We start from the raw sequence: 21,767 nt of genomic DNA on the forward strand, positions 1-21,767 counted from the left end.
GGCATTCAGTCTGACTCGTCGGAATTTGTGTCAACCGCGACGGTGTTGTTGATCGTGCCGATCGGGGTGATCGTTATGGTTGCGGCTTGAAGACGTCTCAAATCCAGTTGAGTTTGATGCAAACGCTGGGTTTGGTCGGGATCCATTTCCGTCAGTCGCGAAGCCTTGGCGAGCATCTGGAGGGACGCTTTCAGATCAGCGACTGCTTCGGTTTGCTTGCCTAAACGAGCCCGGCAGTTGCCTCGCTGGTGCAAGGCACGGGCACGGGATTGCAGAAGATCGATGCGGTCCGGGGCCGAATCCAGCCATTCTTGTAGGTCACCAATCAACTGCGACCATCCCTGTTCAGCGAGCGTGAGGGAATCAGCATCCATCAGTTGGAGGCAGTGGTTCGTTTGGATGGTTTCCGATCGTCGGAGGTTTCCGACTGTTCCCTGAAGTTTGGCGAGTCGGCGAGCGACATCGATGGCGTGTTGGAAGCAGGCGGCATCCTTCAGTCCGGGATGGAGGGATGGATCCGACTGGATTTGAATTGCAAGTTCGAGTTGTGCGTAGATGGCTGCCGTTTTCGCCAGGGTCGGATCCATGCGACCCGAGTGTTCAGGTTTGGAGGAAGTGGCGAACGTGCCGAGGCGTTGGAGCAACCATTGTCGGGCCGCCAAGAGACGTTGGGTTGGAATCGAAGTCGATGATGAATCTTGAAGGAGCAACTGCCCGGTCAATGAATGAATCCGTTCCAGTTCGAATTGAGTTTCGAGTGGATCTTGGCGAGCGGTCGTGGAGACGGGGGTGATCTGCAGTTGGTTGCCAAGATCGGGTTGATTGCTCAGCAGGGACTCCGCAACCGCATACTGCTGCTGTGCTTGCTCGGGGTGGCCAGTGATCCGGTGGAGGTCGGCCAATCGGAGTTGAGTTTTGACGTGTTGCAGCAACGTCAGACGCTCCGTTTGCCGGCTGGATTTCGACAGATCGAAATCGTCCAACTCACCGGTGGAGAGGGGCGAGGCTGAGCCGTTGAGGTTTTGGATTGCGATTTCATCGTATTGTTCAATTGCTCGATCGAGGAGGTTCGAACGGATCGCCGCCATGCCGGGATAAAATTGAAGGGACCCGCTGAGTTCATTCAGCCATGTGTCGGTCGCGTCGATCGCTTCGCCAAGATTGATGATCGCTTCGCGGTGAGCGCGTTGGGCATCCACACGGGCCAAGCGTTCAGTGCGATGAGATTGATGGATGACCAGACCGAATATGATCGTCGCGATTAGCAACGCACTGGCTGCGACTGTGACGGTGGCGGCGATGCCTTGATGATACCGGCACCATCGCATTCCTTTTTCAATCATGCTTTCGCGGTGGACGGAAACGGAATCGCCGGCGATGAAACGGCGCACCTCACTTGCCAGTTCCTCGGCACTGTCGTAGCGGTCGTGTTGCGACGATGACATCGCTTGGCGAACAATCGCGAGCAGTGGTTTGGGAACCAACGGCTGAGCCGTTCGCAAGTCAGGGGAAGATGATCGGCGGACTTGTTCCAAGATTTGCTTGACAGGTTGGCCATGGTACGGATTTCGGCCAGCGATGATGGTGTAGAGAATCACGCCCAAGGAATACAGATCCGAAGAGGGATTGATCCGGTGGGACTCTCCACGGGCCTGTTCCGGTGACATGTACGCTGGGGTGCCCAGCACGGTACCGTGAGGTTCCAAGGGCAGCGAAAGATCAGCTTGCCGAGTGGGCTGGGATGATTTGGATCGGGCGGGTGCCGAGCCGGTTGGTGATGGGACGAATTGGGCCAATCCCCAATCAAGCACCACGGTCTCGCCGAAGCCACTGATCATCACGTTGCAGGGTTTTAGATCGCGATGAATGATTCCTCGCTGATGTGCGTAGGCGACGGCGTTGCAGATATCAACAAACCGTTGCAGCAACGGTTCGAGTGATTCGCCAAATTGGTGTTGGGTCTTTCGATTGCGGGTTTGATCGCTTTGGTGATGTTGTTGGATGAACTCACTGAGGGTGACGCCATCGAGTAACTTCATGACGTAGAACGCGTCATGCTGATCGCCCATTTCGTGGACGGGGACAATCCCTGGGTGCTGAAGTTGGCTGGTGACTTTGGCTTCGTTCAGAAAACGTTGTCGCTCTAGTTCCGTGACATCATCGGTGTCACTGAATCGTTTCACCGCGACTTCTCGATCGAGTTGTCGGTCGACAGCCTTCTCAACGACTCCCCAGCCGCCTCGCCCTACCTCTTCGAGGCATTCGTACCGGGACACGGGGACGCTGACGGAATCCTTGGACCCAGGGAGGGGTGCAGAAGAAGACGAACGATCGCCGGAGATCGCACCGATCGTTTCTTCGTGAATGGGATGGGATAGGGAGGCATTCGCTGGTCGACGACGTCGTGAACGCGACCGACTTTTTCGCGAGGAGCCAGCGTTCTGGTTGCCGGGATCGCTCGAGGAGCCATCGCCGCAACGGTCAGTCGGCTCGCGGTTTGAATCGAGGCTGTTGACATCAGACGCCAACGCACCGGGGTTGCCGGTCGATTCGGGATGGGATGCGTCAGGGGCGTTCATGGCGACGGTTGCTTTGGAATCTCACGGTGCCGTGTTGATCTGAATTCGCGACCAACGGGTTCGTTGCTATGGCAACCGTAGGTCGTTCCCGTGAACCGAAAGTCGCCGAAGTTTCTCGAAAGCGAACCCCCGAACCGTCTGCCACTTTCACAGAGAACCGTTGCAACGGTCGCAGGGATCGAGCGAGTTGTAGGGCGGGGAGCGGTGGCACGCCCGCTTGATGAAAAGCCAGGATCCGGGCTTTTCTTTCGTTTGAGCGAGCATTACGTTTCTCAAAAATCCTCTTCTCCCATTTTGATATCAATCATGCTCGCGAAAGAAGTGAAGTCCGGTTCCGTTGTGGTCCACGATGGCAACCCGGTGATGATCGTTGGAATGTCGGTTCAGTCGCCGTCTGCTCGAGGCGCGGCAACGCTGTACAAGTTTCGGGCTCGGAATGTCATGACCCGCAACAAGGTCGACATCACTCTGAAGGGCACCGAAGTCCTTCAAGAAGCGGATTTTTCTCGCCGGGATGTGCAAATGATGTACACCGACACGGAGTTCTTGCACGTGATGGACAAAGAGGATTTTCAGCAGTACGAAATCCCTCTCGAGGATGCGGAAGAGCAGATGCCTTACATCACGGAAGGCCTGGAGGGCATCCGGGCATTGATCTACAACGACGCCTGCGTTGGGATCGAAGTGCCAGCGACCGTGGAGCTGAACATTGCTCAGTGTGATCCAGGTGTGAAGGGCAACTCAGCCACGTCACGCACCAAGCCCGCCACCATGGAAACCGGGTTGGTCATTCAAGTTCCCGAGTACATCAAGGAAGGCGAACGACTGAAGGTTGATTCGCGAACCGGCCAATTTCTTTCGCGAGCGTGACGCGGAAACGTTTCTTCGTCTGTTCTGCTGCTCCCATTGGCAGGTGCCTCGCCGACGGGGGCCCTCGCTGCCAATCCAATGCAGCCTTGGCAGTCAGATGATGTCGACGGTCACTGGGGGAACGGCTGGCGGGGGATCCTGCCGGCCAGCGTCTGCAGGGTTGGTCGCAGTATCCGGGTCGGCTGAATGCGGGCCGTTGGTGGGCGGCTCGATCAAAGAAGGCTCGGTCATCGAGGGGCCGGCCATCGAGGGGTCGGCCATCGCCTGCTCTTGGTATTGCTCCGCCATTTGTCGCGAGTTTTGATCTTGGGCTTGCATGTAACGTTCGATGGCGTCGTCGCTTTCATGCTCGACCACGTTGTTGGGAACCGGAGTTCCTTCGGGGATGGTTTTCTGGCATCCCACCAGCAAGGAGGCTGCAACGGCAATGCATCCCAACCATTCGACTTGCATTTTGATTGTCATTTTCACGGCGGACAAATTGGTGTCTCTCGTCATCTCTTGCTCGGCAAAGATCAGTTTTTTGCCATGCGGTTCCTAACGTTGTCCCTGCTGGGCTTGTTGGATCGCTCGTTGTTGTTGGAGGAGGGCTCGTTCGAACGGTGAGACTCGATCGCTGGGACGGAACTGCTCTTGGATTTGCTCGTCCGAAATCAAAGGTGTCACGGTGCCTTGGTTTTGCATGGCTCTCGCGGATTGAAAAACATCGATGGTTTGGTCGGTGAGTTCGGGGCCCGGTGGCAAGAGGAAGCGACCGATGCCTTTGCCTTGCATGTTGATGTCTTCGATCCGATTGTTGCCCCGCGCGGTGCGATCGATCGCAACGGATTGCACCCGCCATTCGTGAACGACGATTTCGTAACGAGGTTGCGGTTGGATTGAGTGTCGGACTTCGCGGGTGATCCACTGGCCGTCCGGTGACAGCAGTTCATAGGTTTCGACCCATTCGTGACCGGCATCGCGTCGCAGTTTCATGTCGTGCGTTTCAGCAGGCCCCAGTCGGAACGTCTTCGACAGGCCCGCTTGGCGAGCGTCCGACAGGGTGACGTTGACGTCTCGTTGGCTGCTGTTGGTGAACCGAATCTTGGCAGGCGGGAGGTCGGGCAACGCAACCCGGCGAGTGTCGATTGGGACTGGGCCGGGATTCAGTGGGATGGGGCTGAGTGGCAACGGATTGAGAGGAAAGGGGGCAAACGGCATGGGCCCAAGCGGACCGGCGTTCATGCCCCAACCGAAGGCAGGTGCCGGGGCCAACCAAGGCAATCCGAGCCCACCGCCATAAACCGAGATGTCGTGGGTCATGTAGCCGCCCGCCCAAGGGCCAACGATGGGGCCGCCAATCGGGCCTGCGTCGACGGGGTGCAGCAAACGGTAGGAGGCTTGCGGGAAGGGAGTGAAGTCGTCGAGGTCGGCGTAAAGAAAGTGGCCGAACCCGCTGCGTGGGAACTTCAGGACTCGGGCGAGCAGCGTGTTGTAGTAGCCCAGGAATTGTCCGTCGGGAGTGTCGTAGCGTCCGTTGCGTCGGTAGACGACTTGCCGACCGTCGCCGTGTCGATAGATCAGTTGGTCTCGATGCAGAGAAATTCTCCCGGTCACCGCACCGGTGGGTTCGACCAAGTCAAACTCGCCGGATGGCCCGCCGTGACGACCGTGATCGTGATAGGGACCGCGGCGGCCATCGACGTGAAGTGGCGGTTGGGCCAGCAGGCTGGTCGCCATCATTGCCCACAGCAACCAAGCCGATGCCAAGCTTGCAAGGTGATTGGTGGACGGGTTGGAAGGGCAGGTCCATCCGGTGAAGCTTCGCATCGTTTTTTCCGCCGATTCAGAAAGCTGTGATCAGAAACGCGGTTCGGTCGCCGCTTGGTTCATCGTACCAAGCGAACGGGCACCTGCGAGGCGGAAATTTGCACCGGGATCAACCGTTGCTGGGGAGGCTCAATGGCTCCAGAACGCGACGATAGACTTTGGCGATGCCGTTGGCCATCGTGTGATCGCTGAAACTTTGGTGATGCCGCGTCACGGCGAAATCCGACATGGATTGCCAATCGTGTTGACCGGAAACCATCGCTTCGATTTGTTCGGCCAAGGAGTCTGCGCTGCGAGGTTCGGCGAGAACGCCTTCGATGCCATGCCGGATGGCTTCGGGTGTCCCTTCGACCGAGGTGGCGATGACCGGGGTTCCGGCGGCCATCGATTCCAGGACGACCATCGGCAAACCTTCGCCGTACAGGCTGGGCAAGACCATCGCATCCAGGCGAGCGAGTTCGGCAGGAACATCTTGGGTGAATCCCACCCATTCGATCAGATGACCAATCCCGAGCTCGGTGATCTGAGCGTCGATTTGTTGTCGGTAAGCTTCGGTTTCAAACGGTCCGATGCACCTCAGCGTGACTTCGATGCCGCGATGCTTCAGAATTGCCAGGGCATCCAGGACGACTTCCAAACCTTTTCGGGATCGCATCAGAGCGATCATGCCGATGGTCCAGTGACTACCGATCGTCGGTTTGCTCTGCCGAGCGGGACGGATGGCGGGCACGCCGTTGTGAACGACGGTGACTTGGTCTGCACGGAAACCTTGTTGAAGCGTGTCTTCGCGAAGGCTGTTGGACACGGTGATCAAATGCGAGCAATTTGCGAGTGAGCGACGCTCAATCCAGGCGTTGATGTGGTTTGCCCAGGCTCGTTCGCAGTCCCGGCCGGCGGGGCTGTGGACATGGTACACCCAAGGTCGGCCCGACCACTTCGAAACCGCCGAGGCGAGCATCGCGGTGCGAGGTGTGTGTGCGTGCAGGAGTTCGTACTCGCCTTCGGCCATCACGCGTGCGAGTCGTTTGACCGCGGTCCAGTCCAAGCGGTGTCGCATGGGGACACGGTGGCATTGTCCCCAGTTTTCACCAGCGACGCCGGTTTGGCGTTCTTCCAGCATCTCGGCGAAGCGTCCGGGTTTGACACACGCGAAATCGGCGGTGACGTGGAAATCCGGCAAGCAGCGTCCCAGGTGAGACTGCACGCGCTCGGCACCCGAAAAGTGCTCGCCGTTGACGACATGCAGCACGCGGACTTCACGAGTCATGCTCAAAGCCGACGGGAGACTGGCCGCAGAAAACGACGCTTCCTTGGCGATATCAACGCTGGCGGACGAAGCAACCGGCGAAATGACGGTCTCGGTGACGGGCGAGAAGTTGGAGTTGGTGGTCGATTGCATATTGGGGCGTGCTGGAGGTGTCGGGTGTGCGGGAGGTGTCGGACAGGAATGCCGAACGGACTCATCCGCCGCGGTGCGGACACGTGCCGGATGGCAGTGGCAAAGTCTGGTTTCGCGTGAAGGAGGCACTCACGTGAGGCGACACTTCTCAAGTTTGGGTTAGAGATCGCCCCCGTGTGTGGAGCACTTCCGCGGCTTCCGACGCATTGCAGGGGAGTTGGACGGTCGTGCTGGTTGTGATGATTGAGTGTCCAGGACCCTGGGGGAAACGCTGCGATTCAGCTAAGTTCTGTGCTCCAAAAATCATGCGTCTTTCCTGTTTTCCCCCACGCCAACTCAGCCCCGCGTCAGACCTTATGAATTCCTCCATCGTTTTGTTGCCCGGAGACGGGATCGGACCTGAAATCGTCGAGCAAGCCCGTTTGGTCCTGGCCAAGGTGGCGGAGCGATTCGGACACACGTTTCAGTTCAGTTCGCACCAGATTGGCGGAATCGCGATTGACGAGACTGGCGACCCACTCCCTCAGGCGACCATCGACGCCTGTCGTGAGTCCGCGGCGATTTTGTTGGGAGCGGTTGGCGGGCCGAAATGGGACGATCCGTCGGCGAAGACTCGACCAGAAGCCGGGTTGTTGAAAATCCGCAAGGAGTTGGGTTTGTTCGCCAACTTACGCCCGATCAAGTTGTTCGATGAGTTGGCCGAGGCGTCCCCGTTGCGAGCGGACATCGTCAAAGGCACCGACATCCTGTTTTTTCGAGAACTGACCGGCGGGATTTACTTTGGTGAGTCGGGCACCTCCGGCAGTGGCGACGATGAAACCGCGTTCCAGTCGATGACCTATTCCGCTGGCGAGGTCAAACGGATCGTCCGCATGGCTGCTCAAGCCGCTCGCGGACGTTCGAATCGATTGACCAGCGTCGACAAGGCCAACGTTTTGGAACCGAGTCGATTGTGGCGACGTGTGGCCGCGGAAGTCATGGCCAATGAATTTCCTGACGTGCAGTATGACGTCGTGCTGGTCGACTCGATGGCGATGCACTTGATCAATCGCCCCTCGGAATTTGACGTGGTTGTCACCGGCAACATGTTCGGCGACATCCTGACCGATGAAGCGTCGATGTTGCCCGGGTCGCTTGGCATGCTGCCCAGTGCGTCGCTGGGCGACAGTGGGCCTGGATTGTATGAGCCCATTCACGGATCGGCACCGGACATCGCCGGCAAAGGCATCGCCAACCCGTTGGCGACCATTTTGGCAGCTGCGATGATGCTGCGGCATTCATTGGGGCTGACCGAGGAAGCCGAAGCCATCGAAGCTGCGGTTGCGGCCGTGATCACCGATGGCCTGCGAACCCCTGATTTGGCTCGTGGCGATCAATCCAAAAGCGTGTCGACCGACGAGATGGGCGCAGCTGTGGTTGCGAAATTGACGGTCTAAACCAATGCAGAAACTCTGCTGGTCGAGTCGGTTCCTCTCACTCCGAAGATCACCTTGCCAGATACAACCACCTACATCCTGATCGCGGTCATTCTCGCGGCGCTGGCCATCGCAACGTTGGTCGCGTTCCTGCTTGGCCGCAACGATTCGATCGCGGTGGATGCCGCGGTCGTCAAGCGATTTCGTGCCAAATTGCGAGTGTGGTGGACGATGGTGGCGATCTTTGTGATCGGTTCCTTGATCCATCGGATCGGGTTGGTGGTGTTGTTTTCGATGGTGTCCTTTTGGGCGCTGCGAGAGTTCATATCGATGACTCCGACTCGACGTGGCGACCACCGGACGCTGTTTTGGATCTTCTTCATCTTCACGCCGCTGCAGTACATCCTGATTGGTCTGGGCGATGATTATTATCCGTTTTACAGCATCATGATTCCGGTTTATGCCAGCCTGTTCATTCCGGCTCGGGCTGCAATCGCGGGCGATGCCAAGCGGTTTCTGGAACGTTGTGCGAAGATCCAGGCCGGGCTGCTCGTGTGTGTTTATTCGCTGTCCCACGCCCCGGCGCTTCTGGATCTTCAGTTGGTTCGGACGGGTGGCGAACCTTGGACGGGCAGCAACGTCAACTTGTTGATGTTCTTCGTCTTGATCGCTCAGTTGTCGCTGACCCTGGAAAGAGTGTGGAGCAAGCTGGCCGGGCGTCACGTGATCGCTCCCGATATCAACGCTTCGCGAACCTGGGAAGGCGTGTTGGGGGCGATGATGTCGACCGGTGTGATCGCCGCGCTGCTTCGGTGGGCCACGCCGTTTTTCTGGTGGGAAGCGTTGCTGATGGGCGTGGTCGTGACCGCGATGGCGAGCATGGGCACGCTGACCATGAGTGCGATCAAACGAGACCGTGGTGTGACTGACACGGGCACCCTGGTGCAGGGGCACGCTGGGATTCTGGACCAGATCGACAACATCTGTTTCGCCGCTCCCATCTTCTATCACGTCACACGATTCTTCTTCACTTGAACTCTCAGTCGTCTGAGTTCTTCTTCCAAGCCAACATCACTTTCGATTGAGCCAGGGCATGCATCTCGTCATCAGTTCCAGCCTTCACCCCACCAGTCGCAGCCGAATTCTGGCGAGATCGGTTGCGGAGCGACTGCGTGGGCAGAGCCGCGAAGTGGAAGTGTTTGACCTGTCCGTGCGGACTCTGCCACCCTGCGATGGTGCCACGGCGTACGGCAACGAAGAGGTGATTGCGCTGGGCGAATTGGTGCGTTCGGCAGAAGCGATTTTCATTGCCTCTCCGGTTTACAATTACGATGTCAACGCGGCGATCAAAAACGCGGTGGAGCTCACCGGGAAAGCCTGGACAGACAAAACGGTTGCCTTGTTGTTGGCCGCCGGTGGCCAGGGCAGTTACATGTCCGTGATGGGGTTGGCCAACAGCCTGATGCTGGATTTCCGCTGCTTGATCGTGCCGCGGTTTGTCTACGCAACCGGCGAGTCCTTCGAAGGCGATTCGTTGGCCGATGATGAAATCGCTCGGCGAGTCGACACGCTGGTGGAAGAAACGCTGCGGATCAGCGACGCACTCAACGTGTGAGCATCGTCGCCAGGCGATCCTCGCCTGTCGACTCTGCAATGAATTGATGGATCAGCCAAACATCAGTTCTTTGCTCGGTGACTGTCCGCCGTCACGTTTGCGACGGTAGATGCCCAGCTTCTGAAGCGTGAGCAAGGAAACGTAGGCGGGGTTCAAGTACAGGTAACGCCGCCACAGACGGCCCGGTTCTCGCGTCAGGCGAAAGAACCATTCCAGCCCGTTCTTTTGCATCCAAGCCGGTGCCTGTTCCAGCATTCCGGCATGGAAGGCGAAGGCGGCGCCGACCGCGATCAGAGGCATCGAGAGGTGTTCTTTCATTTCGTAGGCGAAGATTTCCTGGCGGGGGCAACCCAGTCCTACGAAACACATCTGAGCGCCGCTGGCCCGGATTTCTGCGGCCAGTTCGTCTCGTTCTTCCGCGGTGATTTGTCGAAACGCGGAGGCACGTTTGCCGACGATGCGGAGGCCTTCGAACCGTTCGCACAAACGATCGGCGAACTGCTGGAGCATGTCTTCAGTGGCACCAAACAAAAAGATCGGCACGTCTTCCTTGGCAGCCTGGGCGCACAGCCGAAGCGTCAGTTCCGGGCCGTAAACACGATCGGACAAGGCAGGTCCGTCAAAGGATCTTTGGTGCAATCGATTCAGTGCCCACCGCACCGGTTGCCCATCCGGGCAGACCAGGTCGAATTGGTTGAGTCGATAGTGATGTTCCCGGTCGAGCACACCAGTCATCACGCCGTGAACGGCCAAGGCGGTGACCGCCATCGGGGCATGGTTCTTCGCGGCGGTGAGGATGCGATCCACCGCGGATTCGTAGTCGATCGCATTGACGCCAATGCCCAACACGTTGTGTTGTCCGTAGTCCAACATGGTTTTGATCAAGTGGTTGCAGGTTGAGGCACGGGAGCGTGCGTGGTCGCGAGTGTTTGGGTTTGTTCCAGCATGGTTCGCACATCAAAGTCACGAGCGAATTTGTTGAGAGCCCAGCGCATGAATGAAAGCTTTTTTTCGCGTTTCATTTTCATGCCGGGAAAGTAAGCCATGTCGGAATCGTCTTCGCACCCGAGAAAGTCCGGCGGGTGCAGAAGCAGTGACGGCGAGGTGCCGGTCAGGCGACACAACCGCAACGAGGATGTGAAATACATTTTCGCCGCCATCACGCTGAAACTGGCCAAAAAAGTGACGTAGCTGAAGTGAATGGGAGCACGCAGGAAGGGCAGCGTGGTGACCGGGATCTCTTGCAGTGGACGAACGACGCCGTCCACCTCTTCCTGCCGTACAAAGGGGCGATTGGGGTGTCGCATGGAATCGAACCCACCGTAAAGCTTCTTCGCTTTTTCGCGTTGTTCGCCTTTCAGATTGGTGCGAGCCAAAAAGACAGCTCGTGCGATCGGCGCCACGGATGTTGGAAAGATCGATGCATCGTAGGTGTACTGATTTCGGATCAGCACTCGCAGCACTTCCTTGGGGCAACTGAACCCTGGCCCTCGAAAACCAACCGGGCGGGTGCCGATGGTCGAGATGATTCGATCGTGCGTCGTCATGACCTCGGATTCGATTTCGGGTTCGCTCATCGTGTGCATCCACGGCAAATGATTGAGCGAATGATTCGCGGCTTCCCAGCTGGAAAGTTGGTCGAATGTTTGGATGGCCTGGGCGTCGGAATCGACGTTCAGATCTCGTCCAACCAAGAACACGGTCAGAGGCAGGTTCAGCTCGCCGAGCATCTCAACGATGCGTTGCGTGGCCATGGGAAGGTAGCTCGACGTGGACTCCCAGTCCTCTCGCCCGGCAGCGCGGAGGTAGGCCCATTTGTTGTCCAGATCCATCGACAGGCTGCCGATCAACGCTTGGGTCATCGTGCAGCATTCCCCGTCGAATGCGGAGGGAGGTGATGCATGGCTGATTGGATCGCGTGGATGGCACCCATCGCAGATCGTTCCGGGGTGTAACCCTGGATGTCTTGCTGGGCGTTCTTTCGCATCTCAGCGATGGTCGCGTCGTCGCAGTTGAGGTAAGCAGTCAGTGCGCCGGAAAGATCCAGCGTCGATGATGACGGTGCGGTGGCCAGTGGATCGTATTGCCAGCCATTGCGTCCGTTTTGGACCAGTGTGGTGACGGATTGTGCGTAGATGCTGCCGATGATCGGCAGCCCTGCGTGCATCCCTTCGTTGGTGACCAGCAACCATTCGTCAGCCAAGGTCGGCGCGATGATGGCCCCGTGGTCATGCATCCGTTGCGGAAGCTCGGCAGCGGGCTGGTTGCCCAGCACATGGAGGGTCAGGCGGGAATCAATGGCAGCGTTGTCGTGAGTGCAATTCCCCGCTGCCAAGGTTTCGAGTTCGCCACGACAGGGGCCGTCGCCCACAAAGGTGATTTCCAAGGACTCATTGTTGGCGGCGCAAAAATCGCTGGCTTGACGAACCAAGGGCAGGACCCCTTTGCGTTGTGAGAGCTGCCCGATGCAGAGCAGACGCCTGCGAACCTGGGGTTCCGGTGGACGTTCGGCATCGTTGGCGATGGTTCGGTCGTCTGCCGCGTAGGGCAGGTGAAACAACTGTTCTTCCTTGGCACCCAAGGACAGCAACACCTCGCGGCAGGAGGGGCCGTTGTAGGTGATGGCATCGGCTGCCCGGATCAGTCGCCGGCGCGCCCAGGTGCGAAGTCGTCCGCGACCTTGTTCGGTGTGTTCACTCATGAAGGTCGCGAGGACCAGACGGGCTCCTGAGCGTCGGCAATAGCGAGCCGCCGCCAATGACCGAGCCCCCAGTTCATGCGAGATGACCACCTCGGGGCGAAGGCGTTTCAGTTGAGCCAAGGTGTCATAGGGGATGTGCACGAACAGCGGGTCGTCAAATCCTGCCTTGGCATGTCGCCATCGCCTGCGCAGCGTGACGGTTTTTTGGACTTGGACGTTCAGTCCTGACCAGTCCAATTCGAAATTGCGATTGGGCTCGATCGGCGTGCTGAGCAGGATCTGAAAATCGCGAATTCGCTTGGTGATCTCTTGCAGCACCCGGACTTGATACAGCGGGATGTAGTGCGTCAGAAAGACGGCTTTGGTGTCCAAGACCGAGTCGGCCGCGAGCGGTTGGCTGAGTGATTTGGCGTCAGCAGAAAATCCCCGTTCCAGCGAATCGTCTCCAAAGAAACCGATCGGCGGGCAGGTGTGCGTTGAGTCGTCGGATTCAGGTTTCGCGGGCAAAACGGCAGACATGTTGAGAGTCTATTCGCCGCCACGCCCCGTCACGGGCACAACGACAGTTTGAGCGATGAGTCGAAGATCTTGAAACAAACCCAATTGGTCGATGTAACGAAGATCCATCCGCATCCAATCATCGAACGTCACGGCTTTTCCCTTGTTGACCTGCCACGTGCAAGTCAGCCCGGGGCGAACGTCGAGGCGTCGACGGTGCCAACGTTCGCAGGCTCGGCTCTCATGCCAGGGGAGTGGTCGAGGACCCACCAGAGACATGTCACCTTTCAATACATTAATCAGTTGTGGGAGTTCGTCCAAACAAGTCGCCCGTAAAAAATGGCCAACTTTGGTCACGCGCGGGTCACGAGAAATCTTGAAAGCGGGCCCGTCGCGATGGCTTTCGGCACGCAATTCCGCTTGGAATTTCTCCGCATCGACGATCATCGTGCGAAGTTTCAGGATGGTGAAAGGGCGACCGTTTTGGCCTTCGCGGGTTTGGCGAAAAAAGGCTGGTCCGCCGTCGGTCCACTTGATCACAGCCACGGCGGCCAGAATCGCGGGACCTGCCAGGATCAACCCAACGCTTGCGCCGGCAAGATCGATGCCGCGTTTGAGCCACAAACCAGCGTGGTTGGATTGTTGGGGAGTGCCGACGAGTGAGAGGTCATCAATCGACGATTGAACGCCGCTGTGCGAGAGCGTTTGGGGGGCCGTCGATGCGGAGGGATCCGGCGAGGATTCTGCCAGACGCACCCAGTTCTCTTGTTTGTCGGCAGGATCGTCTTTGCGGCGTTCGCCGGTGCGCCGATCGCCGGAGGCGTCACCGTCGAGATCGTTGTCTTCGCTGAAGCCATTCGGGTCGTGGACTTGCAGGTGCAATCGCACTTCCAAGCCCGCCGCGGAGGTCAAGCGTGACAGTCGGTCCAGGACCGCGCGACCGCCCATTTCGGGTGTGTCGACCAGGAGGACGCCATATCGGAAGGTTGCCAGGATTCCTTTTTCATCTGTCACGCGAAGATTGCGGAGCAGCAGGTCCACCAGTTGGCGGTTTTGTTTGTTCGTGTTGCGACGTGTCGAGCCTGCTTTGGTCAGCAGTTCAACTGTCAAGAGACAGAAAGGAATGGACCGCCGGGTCGCTCGCAAGCGTTCGCGGTTCAGTTCGCGATCGAACTGTCGCGACGACAGCAGCAGCACGCGTCGGCGGCCGAGGGAAGCCTCGTCCTTCCAACGCAGCAGGCGCTCACGCCGTTCTTTCTTTAAAAATGAAAACAAGTTTGTTGTTCCTAGGTGCGTGTCTGTGCCCACTCGAGCCGGTCTGCTTCATCCATCGTGGTCGAGGCGGGGTCTGTTTTTGCCCGCGTCAAATTCCACTGGGATCAGCGCGGCACGGGAGCGTTGAACGTTCCCGTCGTTTCGTTCATGGCAACGGTGTCGCCATTGGGCAGGCCGGCAGTCACCGGCTTACTGACTTCAATGGTGTCCTGTTCGTGCATCACATCGTCCATGTCCGTGTCAGCCGTGGCTGCGTCGTTGGAGTTGGGGCGGCGCCGAACTTTGTCCGCCTTGTTACGCGAAAACTCAGAGCGAGAACCGCCGGTCGAAGAAACGGGCGAATCTCGCAGGATCGCTTGGAGCAATCCAAGGCTCAGGCCGAGCAGAAGGCCGACAACGGACAGCAAGCCACGCATCGGACCGGACTTCTTGAGGTTCAATGTCGCGTCTTGAATCACGCTGACATCGGACATCTGCAATTCGTCCAGTTCTGAATTGACACGGGCTTCTTCCAGTGACCGTGCGTGTTCGCGATAGGTGTCCTCTGCCAATTCCGCTTCCCAGGTCAGTTCGGCCAAGCGGGTGGAGTCGTCGTTCAGGCGTCGCAGGTCCAGCTGAGTGGCGGCCAGGCGTTCGTTCACGGCATCACGGCGGCTCTTCAGTCCGACGGCTTTGGCGCGAATGGTTTGGAACTGGGTTTCGAGTTCCTGGTAGACCGGGTTGATTGCTTCGCGGCGTTCTTCGCGATCTTCGCGTTCCGCGTTGGCGAGCTGTGCGCTCTGCTGCATTTTTTCTTGCAGCAATTTGTAGCGGGGGTGGTTGGGGCTGACGCGGGAGAGTTCCTCGCCGTCCTGGATCTGCACGTCGTACAGTTGGCTTCGCATTTGGTCGCCCGCTACGTTGGCGATGCCCAGAGTGACTTCGACGGGGACCCATTCTTTGGTCCCGTCCAGTTGGCGACGCAGTTCTTCGGCTTGGCTGATCGCTTCGGCGAGTTCGCTGTCCGCGGTGTTCAGCTTCATCTCCAGGTCGATGATTCGTTCACGCAGTGTTTCTTCCGCGGAGGCGGCGCTGAGCCAGCCCATTTCATTGCGTGTTTCTTGCAAGGCTCGGCGTGTCGTCAAGGCTGTCTCGCGACTTTGCTTGGCTCGTTTCTCGAAGAAGGACTCCGATCCGTCCACGCTGTGAGCTTCGACGTGGTAGCGGCCGTATTCATCCATCACGGCTTGGACGACGGATTGGACCAGCAAGGGATCGTCGCCTTTGCCGGCCACCGCGACGGTGTAGCCGTTCTTCGCGATTTGGACGTTGATCGCTTGGGAGACCTTCTTGATCGCGTTTTCACGCTCCAATTGAGCTTGGTATTCTTCGGGGGTCAGTTCGCCGACGGTTTTGCCTTCGGACTTTGGCAACCAGGAGGTCAGCTGATGGTCCGATTTCAAGAACGCTTCAACGTCGTTCAGGCCGCGGTCGATCCAGGTGCGCGGTTGGTTGATTTTCTCAACGCCAATTCGTTTCACCGCGCGTTCCGCGATTTCCCGACTGCCGATCATCTCGCCGATGCTGACGACTTCCGCCGTGCGGCTTTCTTGCATCGAAACCGATTGAGTGGTTTTGGTGGTCGGATCCACGGCCAGTGCACCGCGTCCGAGGCGAACATACATCAAGCCTTCGCTTCGATACTGATTCGGCCAAACAATCAGGACAGCCACGACGGCCAGGGTCACCAAAAGCGTGGTGACGATGATCGACGGCAATCGGCGACGGAAGGACTGCAGGACTTCACTGGGAGTCACCATGGCCCATGATTCGGTGGGTGCGGAGGGCGACCAGGAACCTGCGGAGAACTGAGACGAACGTTTGTTCAGGCGGCTTGCTGAATTGGACGAGGTGGATTCTGGTTGAGATCGGCTCACGGGCAGCTCCAAGCACTTCGGGGGCAAAGGGGCAATCGTTACAATCGGCCCTGTAGTCAAAATGCCCACAACCAGCGCGAAGCCCCGATTCCCTTCAGCACGCGCAATCCATTGCCTTGGTCAGGCATCTTGTTCAAGTTGTAGTTGCCCGCTCAAAAAATGCGGGGGTGAATTTGCTCAGAATCCAGTAATGTCTGGGTGGAAACCACCATTCCAGTGGGTTGGGCGTTTATTCTCACCCAAGTGCATTTCGGTTTTTTCAAGTCGTTTTTACTCGAAAGTGTCCTGAACGCATGTTCTCACGTGTACCGGAGCCTTTACCGGACGATCCTGCCCTGGATGCGGCCGCCTACCAAGCGATGGATCATCGACAGGTGAACACTGCTTTTGTCGAGGATCTTCTCTCAGGGGGGTGTGTTGGCCCGCGGGTCATCGATCTGGGCTGTGGCCCCGCTGGGATCCCCCTGATCTTGAGTGAGCGGTATCGCCAGTCCGAGGAGGTGGAGGGTCAGTCCGAGCGACCTTTCGCGGAAGGCCGATTGGAGATCATGGCAGTTGACTTCAGCGTGGACATGCTGGAGTTGGCACAGTTTGAGGTTGAGTTGGCTGGCATGCAGGACTTGGTGTTCTTGCAACAGATTGATCTGACGGATCCCGAAAGCCTGCAAGAGGACCTGGCTCAAACCATCATCAGCAACACGGTGCTGCATCATTTGCCCAACCCGATCACCGCGATTCAGGTCGCGGTGCGAGCCTTGATGCCGGGCGGACGTCTGTTCATTCGGGATCTGTTTCGCCCCGAAAACGAAGCTGAGATTGAACGTTTGGTCGAGTTGCATGCGGGATCGGATGCGAGCGTCGACGTTCCACCGGAATACGCTCCAGTTCAATTGCTGCGGCAATCGTTGTGGGCGGGGCTGACTTTGCAGGAATCTCGGGCGATGGTGGCCAGCGTGGGGATACCAGAGGAAGCCGTGCAGATGACAAGCGACCGACACTGGACGTTGGACTGGACGATGCCGGTTTGAGACTTGCCCGCCGAGTCGCCCGGATTGGAAGAAACAGCTGAGTCGTTCGAGCTGATTTTGTTGGGCAGGGCGGATGCTCCCGAAACGCCTTGGCTGTTACCATTCAAGATTGGGCGAAAGAGATTCGCCGGCAGTTCCAAATCGCACGAGACGCTCATGCAAGGCTATTTGCAACTCCTCGACGAAGTCCTGCACCGCGGGATCGATCGAGATGACCGAACCGGAGTTGGCACCCGCAGTTTGTTCGGGCGTCAAATGCGGTTTGACTTGGCAGACGGTTTTCCCTTGCTGACGACCAAGAAACTGCACATTCGTTCGATTTTGCATGAATTGTTGTGGTTCCTGCGTGGCGATACCAACATCGGTTATCTGAAGGAAAACAAAGTCTCCATCTGGGACGAATGGGCCGACGAGTCTGGCGACCTCGGCCCCGTGTACGGACACCAGTGGCGAAGTTGGGAGGGAGCTGACGGTCAAACGGTCGACCAGATCGGTTGGGTCGAGAACGAAATTCGCACGAATCCGCAGTCTCGTCGGTTGGTGGTTTCCGCTTGGAATGTGGCCGATGTGCCCAAGATGGCTTTGCCGCCCTGTCACTTGTTGTTTCAGTTCTATGTATCTGGTGGTCGGTTGTCGTGCCAGTTGTATCAACGGAGTGCGGATTTGTTTCTGGGCGTGCCGTTCAATATCGCTAGCTACGCGATGTTGACTTCGATGATGGCGCAGGTGACTGGTTTGAAGCCGGGTGAATTCGTCCACACACTGGGGGACGTGCACCTGTACAGCAACCATTTCGACCAAGCTCGTGAGCAGCTCAGCCGGACGCCTCGGTCATTGCCGGCGTTCCACATCAAGCGTGATGTGGCGACGATCACGGAATTCCAGTTTGATGATTTCGAATTGGAGAACTACGACCCGCATCCCCACATCAAGGCTCCGGTGGCAGTTTAACAGCGGTATGCGTGAAGTCAGTTCCCACCCTGATCCCAGGCCGTCGGATTCATCCGCACAGTCACTGGGGCCCGATTCAGCGAGCCAGGCCAACGAAACGGGGCATTCTGGGGGCGCGTCAGCCGAGCCCACCCGTTCGCAGGTCACTCCCGACACGTTGCCCACTGAAAGTGGCCCCGCCGATGGCGGTATGGGCCGCCGTATCACTGCCGTCGTTGCAGCGACCCCGGATGGCGTGATTGGGGATGAGCAAGACATGCCGTGGCGATTGTCCTCCGATTTGAAGAGGTTCAAGCAGACCACCATGGGGGGAGCGTTGATCATGGGCCGAAAGACATTTGAGTCGATCGGTCGGGTTCTGCCGGGGCGGCAAACCATCGTTCTCACTCGTCAGGATGATTGGAAGTTCCCTGGCACCCAGACTGCATCGGGCAAGCGGGACGCGATAGCGCTCGCAGCTCAGCGGCGGATTTTTGTGGTTGGTGGGGGGCAGATTTACCAGCAGTGGTTCCCGTGGTGCACTGATTTGTGGTGGACCAGGGTCTGGGCCAACATTTCCGGCGACACGCGGATCGAATTGCCGTTGGACGAGTTTGAGGTGGTGTCTCAGGCATCATTCCCGGTGACCGCGAAAGACGACTACCCAACCGACTGGTTGCGGATGCGTCGTCGAATTCCGAGCCCCAAGTTTTCCGAGTCGAACACCGCTGAGTAGCCCTCAAAACGGTCGGAATGGGCTCTCAGCGAATCAATCAGATGGCTTTGGGGCACAATTCTGGAGGGTTCTCAAGAAAACTCGGATGAGATTTCAGTGCGGGTGGGGTGCCCGCCGATGCATCCAATTCAACGTGGTTTCGGGGCTCTGCTGGAGGTTTCGGGCAAACGTTGATGTGGGGATGTGCCAAGCTGACGACTTCCCCGAAAAAAAATCCGGATTGCTTTTGTCGCTTCCACTTGAGCAAAAAGGGGGCCGACTGCTATAGTCCGCGATCCGCTGGCGAAGACGCACTTGCGTTTCATCGCCATCCAGCGCTTCTGAAGCGTAACAACGCACAAAATTAACCTCCTTCGCAGCTGCTCTCGGAGTATCGCCATGCCCCGTCTGATGGGCGTCGACATCCCCAACGACAAACAGATTCAATATTCGCTGACGTACCTGTACGGCCTTGGGCTGTACCGGGCTCGTGAGGTGTGTGAAAAATTGGGCATTGACCCAACTTCACCCGCCAGCGACATCAGCGATGAAGATGTAGGTCGCATCGCAGCCCTTCTCGAACGAGATTATCTCGTCGAGGGTCCGCTGCGTCGTCAAGTGACTCAAAACATTAGCCGCATGCGGGAGATCAAATCCTACCGCGGCATCCGGCACCGTGTCAGCTTGCCTGTTCGTGGGCAACGCACCAAGACCAATGCTCGGACCCGCAAAGGGCCTCGTAAGACGGTCGCTGGTAAGAAGGGCGTCAAGGATCTGCGCTAGTCGCAGGTTTGTCTTGATTCCATTTTCCTTCCTTTCCCCATTCATTGATCTGTTTGAGAAGTTTCGGTGGCAAAGACCAACAAGAAAAAACGCATCCGCAGAAATGTAAGCAACGGTGTTGCTCACGTTCACGCGACATTCAACAACACCACGGTGACCATCACGGACTCCAAGGGTGACACGTTGTGCTGGGCCAGTGCCGGAACCAGCGGTTTCAAGGGCAGTCGCAAAAGCACTCCTTTTGCCGGTCAGTGTGCTGCTCAACAGGCTGCTGAAAAAGCAACCAAGTTTGGCATGCGTGACGTCGAAGTTCGCGTCAAAGGGCCAGGGTCTGGTCGCGAAAGTGCCATCACGGCACTGCAAGCCGCTGGTTTGAACGTGAAATTGATCGAGGAAGTGACCCCCATCCCGCACAACGGTTGCCGTCCTCGCAAGAAACGCCGCGTCTAATTCCCGCTGACGCCGCTTCGTTTCTGATCAACCCCATCCCGCATCCATCAAAGGCCCAACATGACCATGCACATCCGCTGGCGCGGAATGGAACTGCCCAGTTCGCTCGAAGTCGATCGTGACTCGCTGACCCAAACCTACGGCAAGTTTTCTGCCGAGCCATTTGAGCGTGGTTTTGGTGCCAGCATCGGTAACAGCATGCGTCGCGTGCTGCTGAGCAGTTTGGTGGGCAGTGCCGTCACCCAAATCAAAATCCGTGGTGCTCAACACGAGTTCACCTCGATTCCAGGTGTTCTTGAAGATGTCACCGACATCGTTTTGAACGTCAAGTCGTTGATCGTCAGCAGCAACACCGACTCAACTCGAGTGATCACCGTGGAACGCAACACCGCTGGTGTTGTCACTGGTGCTGATGTTCAGACGGATGCGGACGTTGAAGTCATCAATAAAGACCACGTCATCTGCACGTTGACCGACGACGTTCCATTCATGATGGAAATGGTTGTTGAAACCGGTCGCGGTTATGTGCCCAGCACGGAACACAGCAGTGTGGATCACGAGATTGGAATCATTCCGATCGACGCGGTCTTCAGTCCTATCGTTCGTGTTCGTTACGAAGTGGAAGCGACTCGTGTCGGTCAAAAGACCAACTACGATCGTTTGATCCTCGAAATTTGGACTGACGGAACGATCAACCCAGAGATGGCGTTGACCGAAGCCGCCAAGATCCTTCGCAAACACCTCAACCCATTCGTGCAATACCGCGAATTGGGACCAAGCATTTTCTCCGCCGCTCGCGGTGGAGCTGGTTCGCCCGAAGCTCAGCTGGAAGCGAAGTTGAACATGACTCTCGCCGACCTGCGATTGTCGGTGCGTGCCAACAACTGCTTGGAAAGCGAAAACATCATGACTGTTCGCGACCTTGTGCAGCGAACCGAAGATTCATTGTTGGAAGTTCGCAATTTTGGCGACACAACTCTCAACGAAGTTCGTGAAAAGCTTTCGCAGTATGGGTTGCACCTCGGCATGCGTGTGCCGAATCAGCCTCTGTTTTAAGTGGAGACGCATCGCGTCTGCGGTGCACTCCCAACGACTTCAATCACCTTTCATTTCACTCCCATTCAATTTGACGGACTCGCGTCATGCGTCACCGCCGCAAAGGCCGCGTTCTCGGCCGCTCTCCAGCTCACCGCAAAGCATTGTTGCGGAACCTGTCTAGCGCCCTGTTCTTGACCGAACGTGACGCCAGCTTGGATGAAAATGCTCCCAAGGTCCCAGGTCGTATCATCACGACTTTGGAAAAGGCCAAGGAAGTTCGTCCTTTGGTTGAGAAATGCATCACGCTCGCAAAGCGTTCGATGGCAGCTCTCGAAGAAGCCAAGAAGTACGAAACGACCGCCGAGCGTGGTTCCGATGAATACAAGAAATGGCGTAAGAGCGAGCAGTGGACCAAGTGGGCCGACGCTCGTGCTCCTTATGTCAACGCTCAGCGTCGCGTTTTGCAATTGATCGGTGATCGCGAAGCCGTTTCGGTTTTGTTCGACACCATTGCAGAGCGTTTCGTCGATCGTCCCGGTGGTTACACTCGGATCATGCGTTTGGCCACACCTCGTTTGGGTGACGGCGGAACACGTGCGATTCTGGAACTGGTCGGCAAGAACGACCGGGTCACCCGTTCAGCTCAACGTCCTGCTTTTGAGCAAGACGCCCCTGAGAACACCTCGGCTCCTGAAGCCGAAGCGAAGTCCGAAGAAGAAACCGCTTCGGCTAGCTGAACCGCGTTC

The 21,767-nt window shown here is 57.6% G+C and carries 20 protein-coding genes; 11 read left to right on the forward strand and 9 right to left on the reverse strand.

Going from position 1 to position 21,767, the window contains the following annotated elements:
- Positions 1–5: 5 nt before the first annotated feature.
- Positions 6–2,579, reverse strand: coding sequence for a serine/threonine-protein kinase (locus tag UH5x_RS22195; RefSeq protein WP_482633717.1), 2,574 nt, complete (start codon positions 2,577–2,579; stop codon positions 6–8).
- A gap of 306 nt (positions 2,580–2,885) precedes the next feature.
- On the opposite strand from UH5x_RS22195, the gene UH5x_RS22200 reads away from it, so the two are divergent.
- On the forward strand, positions 2,886–3,449 hold the full coding sequence (locus UH5x_RS22200; RefSeq protein WP_047814929.1) for an elongation factor P: 564 nt from the start codon (positions 2,886–2,888) through the stop codon (positions 3,447–3,449).
- A 93-nt stretch (positions 3,450–3,542) separates the two neighbouring features.
- On the opposite strand, the gene UH5x_RS22205 is transcribed toward UH5x_RS22200, so the two are convergent.
- The 3 genes from UH5x_RS22205 to UH5x_RS22215 all read right to left on the reverse strand — a co-directional run bounded on the left by UH5x_RS22205 (position 3,543) and on the right by UH5x_RS22215 (position 6,657).
- Entirely contained in the window at positions 3,543–3,902 is a 360-nt protein-coding gene (locus UH5x_RS22205) for a hypothetical protein (protein ID WP_482633718.1), read from the reverse strand.
- Positions 3,903–3,986: 84 nt separating this feature from the next.
- Positions 3,987–5,258 (reverse strand): hypothetical protein, encoded by a 1,272-nt coding sequence (locus UH5x_RS22210; RefSeq protein WP_482633719.1) that lies wholly within the window; start codon positions 5,256–5,258, stop codon positions 3,987–3,989.
- 109 nt (positions 5,259–5,367) lie between these two features.
- On the reverse strand, positions 5,368–6,657 hold the full coding sequence (locus UH5x_RS22215) for a glycosyltransferase family 4 protein (protein WP_047814927.1): 1,290 nt from the start codon (positions 6,655–6,657) through the stop codon (positions 5,368–5,370).
- 356 nt (positions 6,658–7,013) lie between these two features.
- Between UH5x_RS22215 and leuB the strand changes: the two genes are divergently transcribed.
- From leuB to UH5x_RS22230, 3 genes are read left to right on the forward strand one after another with little or no spacing between them, the layout of a single operon-like run.
- Positions 7,014–8,093, forward strand: a complete 1,080-nt coding sequence (leuB, locus tag UH5x_RS22220) for a 3-isopropylmalate dehydrogenase (protein WP_047814926.1) — start codon at positions 7,014–7,016, stop codon at positions 8,091–8,093.
- Between the two features lie 54 nt (positions 8,094–8,147).
- A complete protein-coding gene (locus tag UH5x_RS22225) occupies positions 8,148–9,107 on the forward strand; it encodes a phosphatidate cytidylyltransferase (protein ID WP_047814925.1) in 960 nt (319 codons plus the stop codon).
- 46 nt (positions 9,108–9,153) lie between these two features.
- Complete coding sequence (locus UH5x_RS22230; RefSeq protein ID WP_047814924.1) at positions 9,154–9,687, forward strand: NADPH-dependent FMN reductase; 534 nt, start codon at positions 9,154–9,156, stop codon at positions 9,685–9,687.
- A gap of 51 nt (positions 9,688–9,738) precedes the next feature.
- Here UH5x_RS22230 and UH5x_RS22235 read toward each other — a convergent pair whose 3' ends face one another.
- The 5 genes from UH5x_RS22235 to UH5x_RS22255 all read right to left on the reverse strand — a co-directional run bounded on the left by UH5x_RS22235 (position 9,739) and on the right by UH5x_RS22255 (position 16,077).
- Complete coding sequence (locus UH5x_RS22235; protein ID WP_482633720.1) at positions 9,739–10,560, reverse strand: WecB/TagA/CpsF family glycosyltransferase; 822 nt, start codon at positions 10,558–10,560, stop codon at positions 9,739–9,741.
- Between the two features lie 8 nt (positions 10,561–10,568).
- Entirely contained in the window at positions 10,569–11,549 is a 981-nt protein-coding gene (locus tag UH5x_RS22240; RefSeq protein WP_482633721.1) for a polysaccharide deacetylase family protein, read from the reverse strand.
- Entirely contained in the window at positions 11,546–12,907 is a 1,362-nt protein-coding gene (locus UH5x_RS22245; protein WP_482633722.1) for a glycosyltransferase family 4 protein, read from the reverse strand. Before UH5x_RS22245 ends, UH5x_RS22240 begins: the two co-directional genes overlap by 4 nt.
- 9 nt (positions 12,908–12,916) lie before the next feature.
- Entirely contained in the window at positions 12,917–14,161 is a 1,245-nt protein-coding gene (locus UH5x_RS22250) for a sugar transferase (RefSeq protein ID WP_482633723.1), read from the reverse strand.
- 104 nt (positions 14,162–14,265) lie between these two features.
- Positions 14,266–16,077, reverse strand: a complete 1,812-nt coding sequence (locus tag UH5x_RS22255; RefSeq protein ID WP_482633724.1) for a GumC family protein — start codon at positions 16,075–16,077, stop codon at positions 14,266–14,268.
- 374 nt (positions 16,078–16,451) lie between these two features.
- Here UH5x_RS22255 and UH5x_RS22260 point away from each other — a divergent pair, with 374 nt between their 5' ends.
- The 7 genes from UH5x_RS22260 to UH5x_RS22290 all read left to right on the forward strand — a co-directional run bounded on the left by UH5x_RS22260 (position 16,452) and on the right by UH5x_RS22290 (position 21,758).
- Positions 16,452–17,105 carry a class I SAM-dependent methyltransferase gene (locus tag UH5x_RS22260; RefSeq protein WP_482633725.1) on the forward strand — a complete coding sequence of 218 codons (654 nt, stop codon included), beginning with the start codon at positions 16,452–16,454 and terminating at the stop codon, positions 17,103–17,105.
- A gap of 156 nt (positions 17,106–17,261) precedes the next feature.
- A complete protein-coding gene (locus UH5x_RS22265; RefSeq protein WP_047815055.1) occupies positions 17,262–18,056 on the forward strand; it encodes a thymidylate synthase in 795 nt (264 codons plus the stop codon).
- A gap of 7 nt (positions 18,057–18,063) precedes the next feature.
- Positions 18,064–18,771, forward strand: a complete 708-nt coding sequence (locus UH5x_RS22270; protein WP_482633726.1) for a dihydrofolate reductase — start codon at positions 18,064–18,066, stop codon at positions 18,769–18,771.
- A gap of 390 nt (positions 18,772–19,161) precedes the next feature.
- Complete coding sequence (gene rpsM / locus UH5x_RS22275; RefSeq protein WP_007328402.1) at positions 19,162–19,533, forward strand: 30S ribosomal protein S13; 372 nt, start codon at positions 19,162–19,164, stop codon at positions 19,531–19,533.
- A 66-nt stretch (positions 19,534–19,599) separates the two neighbouring features.
- Complete coding sequence (rpsK, locus tag UH5x_RS22280; protein WP_047814917.1) at positions 19,600–19,983, forward strand: 30S ribosomal protein S11; 384 nt, start codon at positions 19,600–19,602, stop codon at positions 19,981–19,983.
- A 60-nt stretch (positions 19,984–20,043) separates the two neighbouring features.
- Entirely contained in the window at positions 20,044–21,039 is a 996-nt protein-coding gene (locus tag UH5x_RS22285; protein WP_047814916.1) for a DNA-directed RNA polymerase subunit alpha, read from the forward strand.
- An 86-nt stretch (positions 21,040–21,125) separates the two neighbouring features.
- A complete protein-coding gene (locus tag UH5x_RS22290; protein WP_047814915.1) occupies positions 21,126–21,758 on the forward strand; it encodes a bL17 family ribosomal protein in 633 nt (210 codons plus the stop codon).
- Positions 21,759–21,767 lie beyond the last annotated feature (9 nt).

Source organism: Rhodopirellula sp. UH5 (assembly GCF_056839225.1).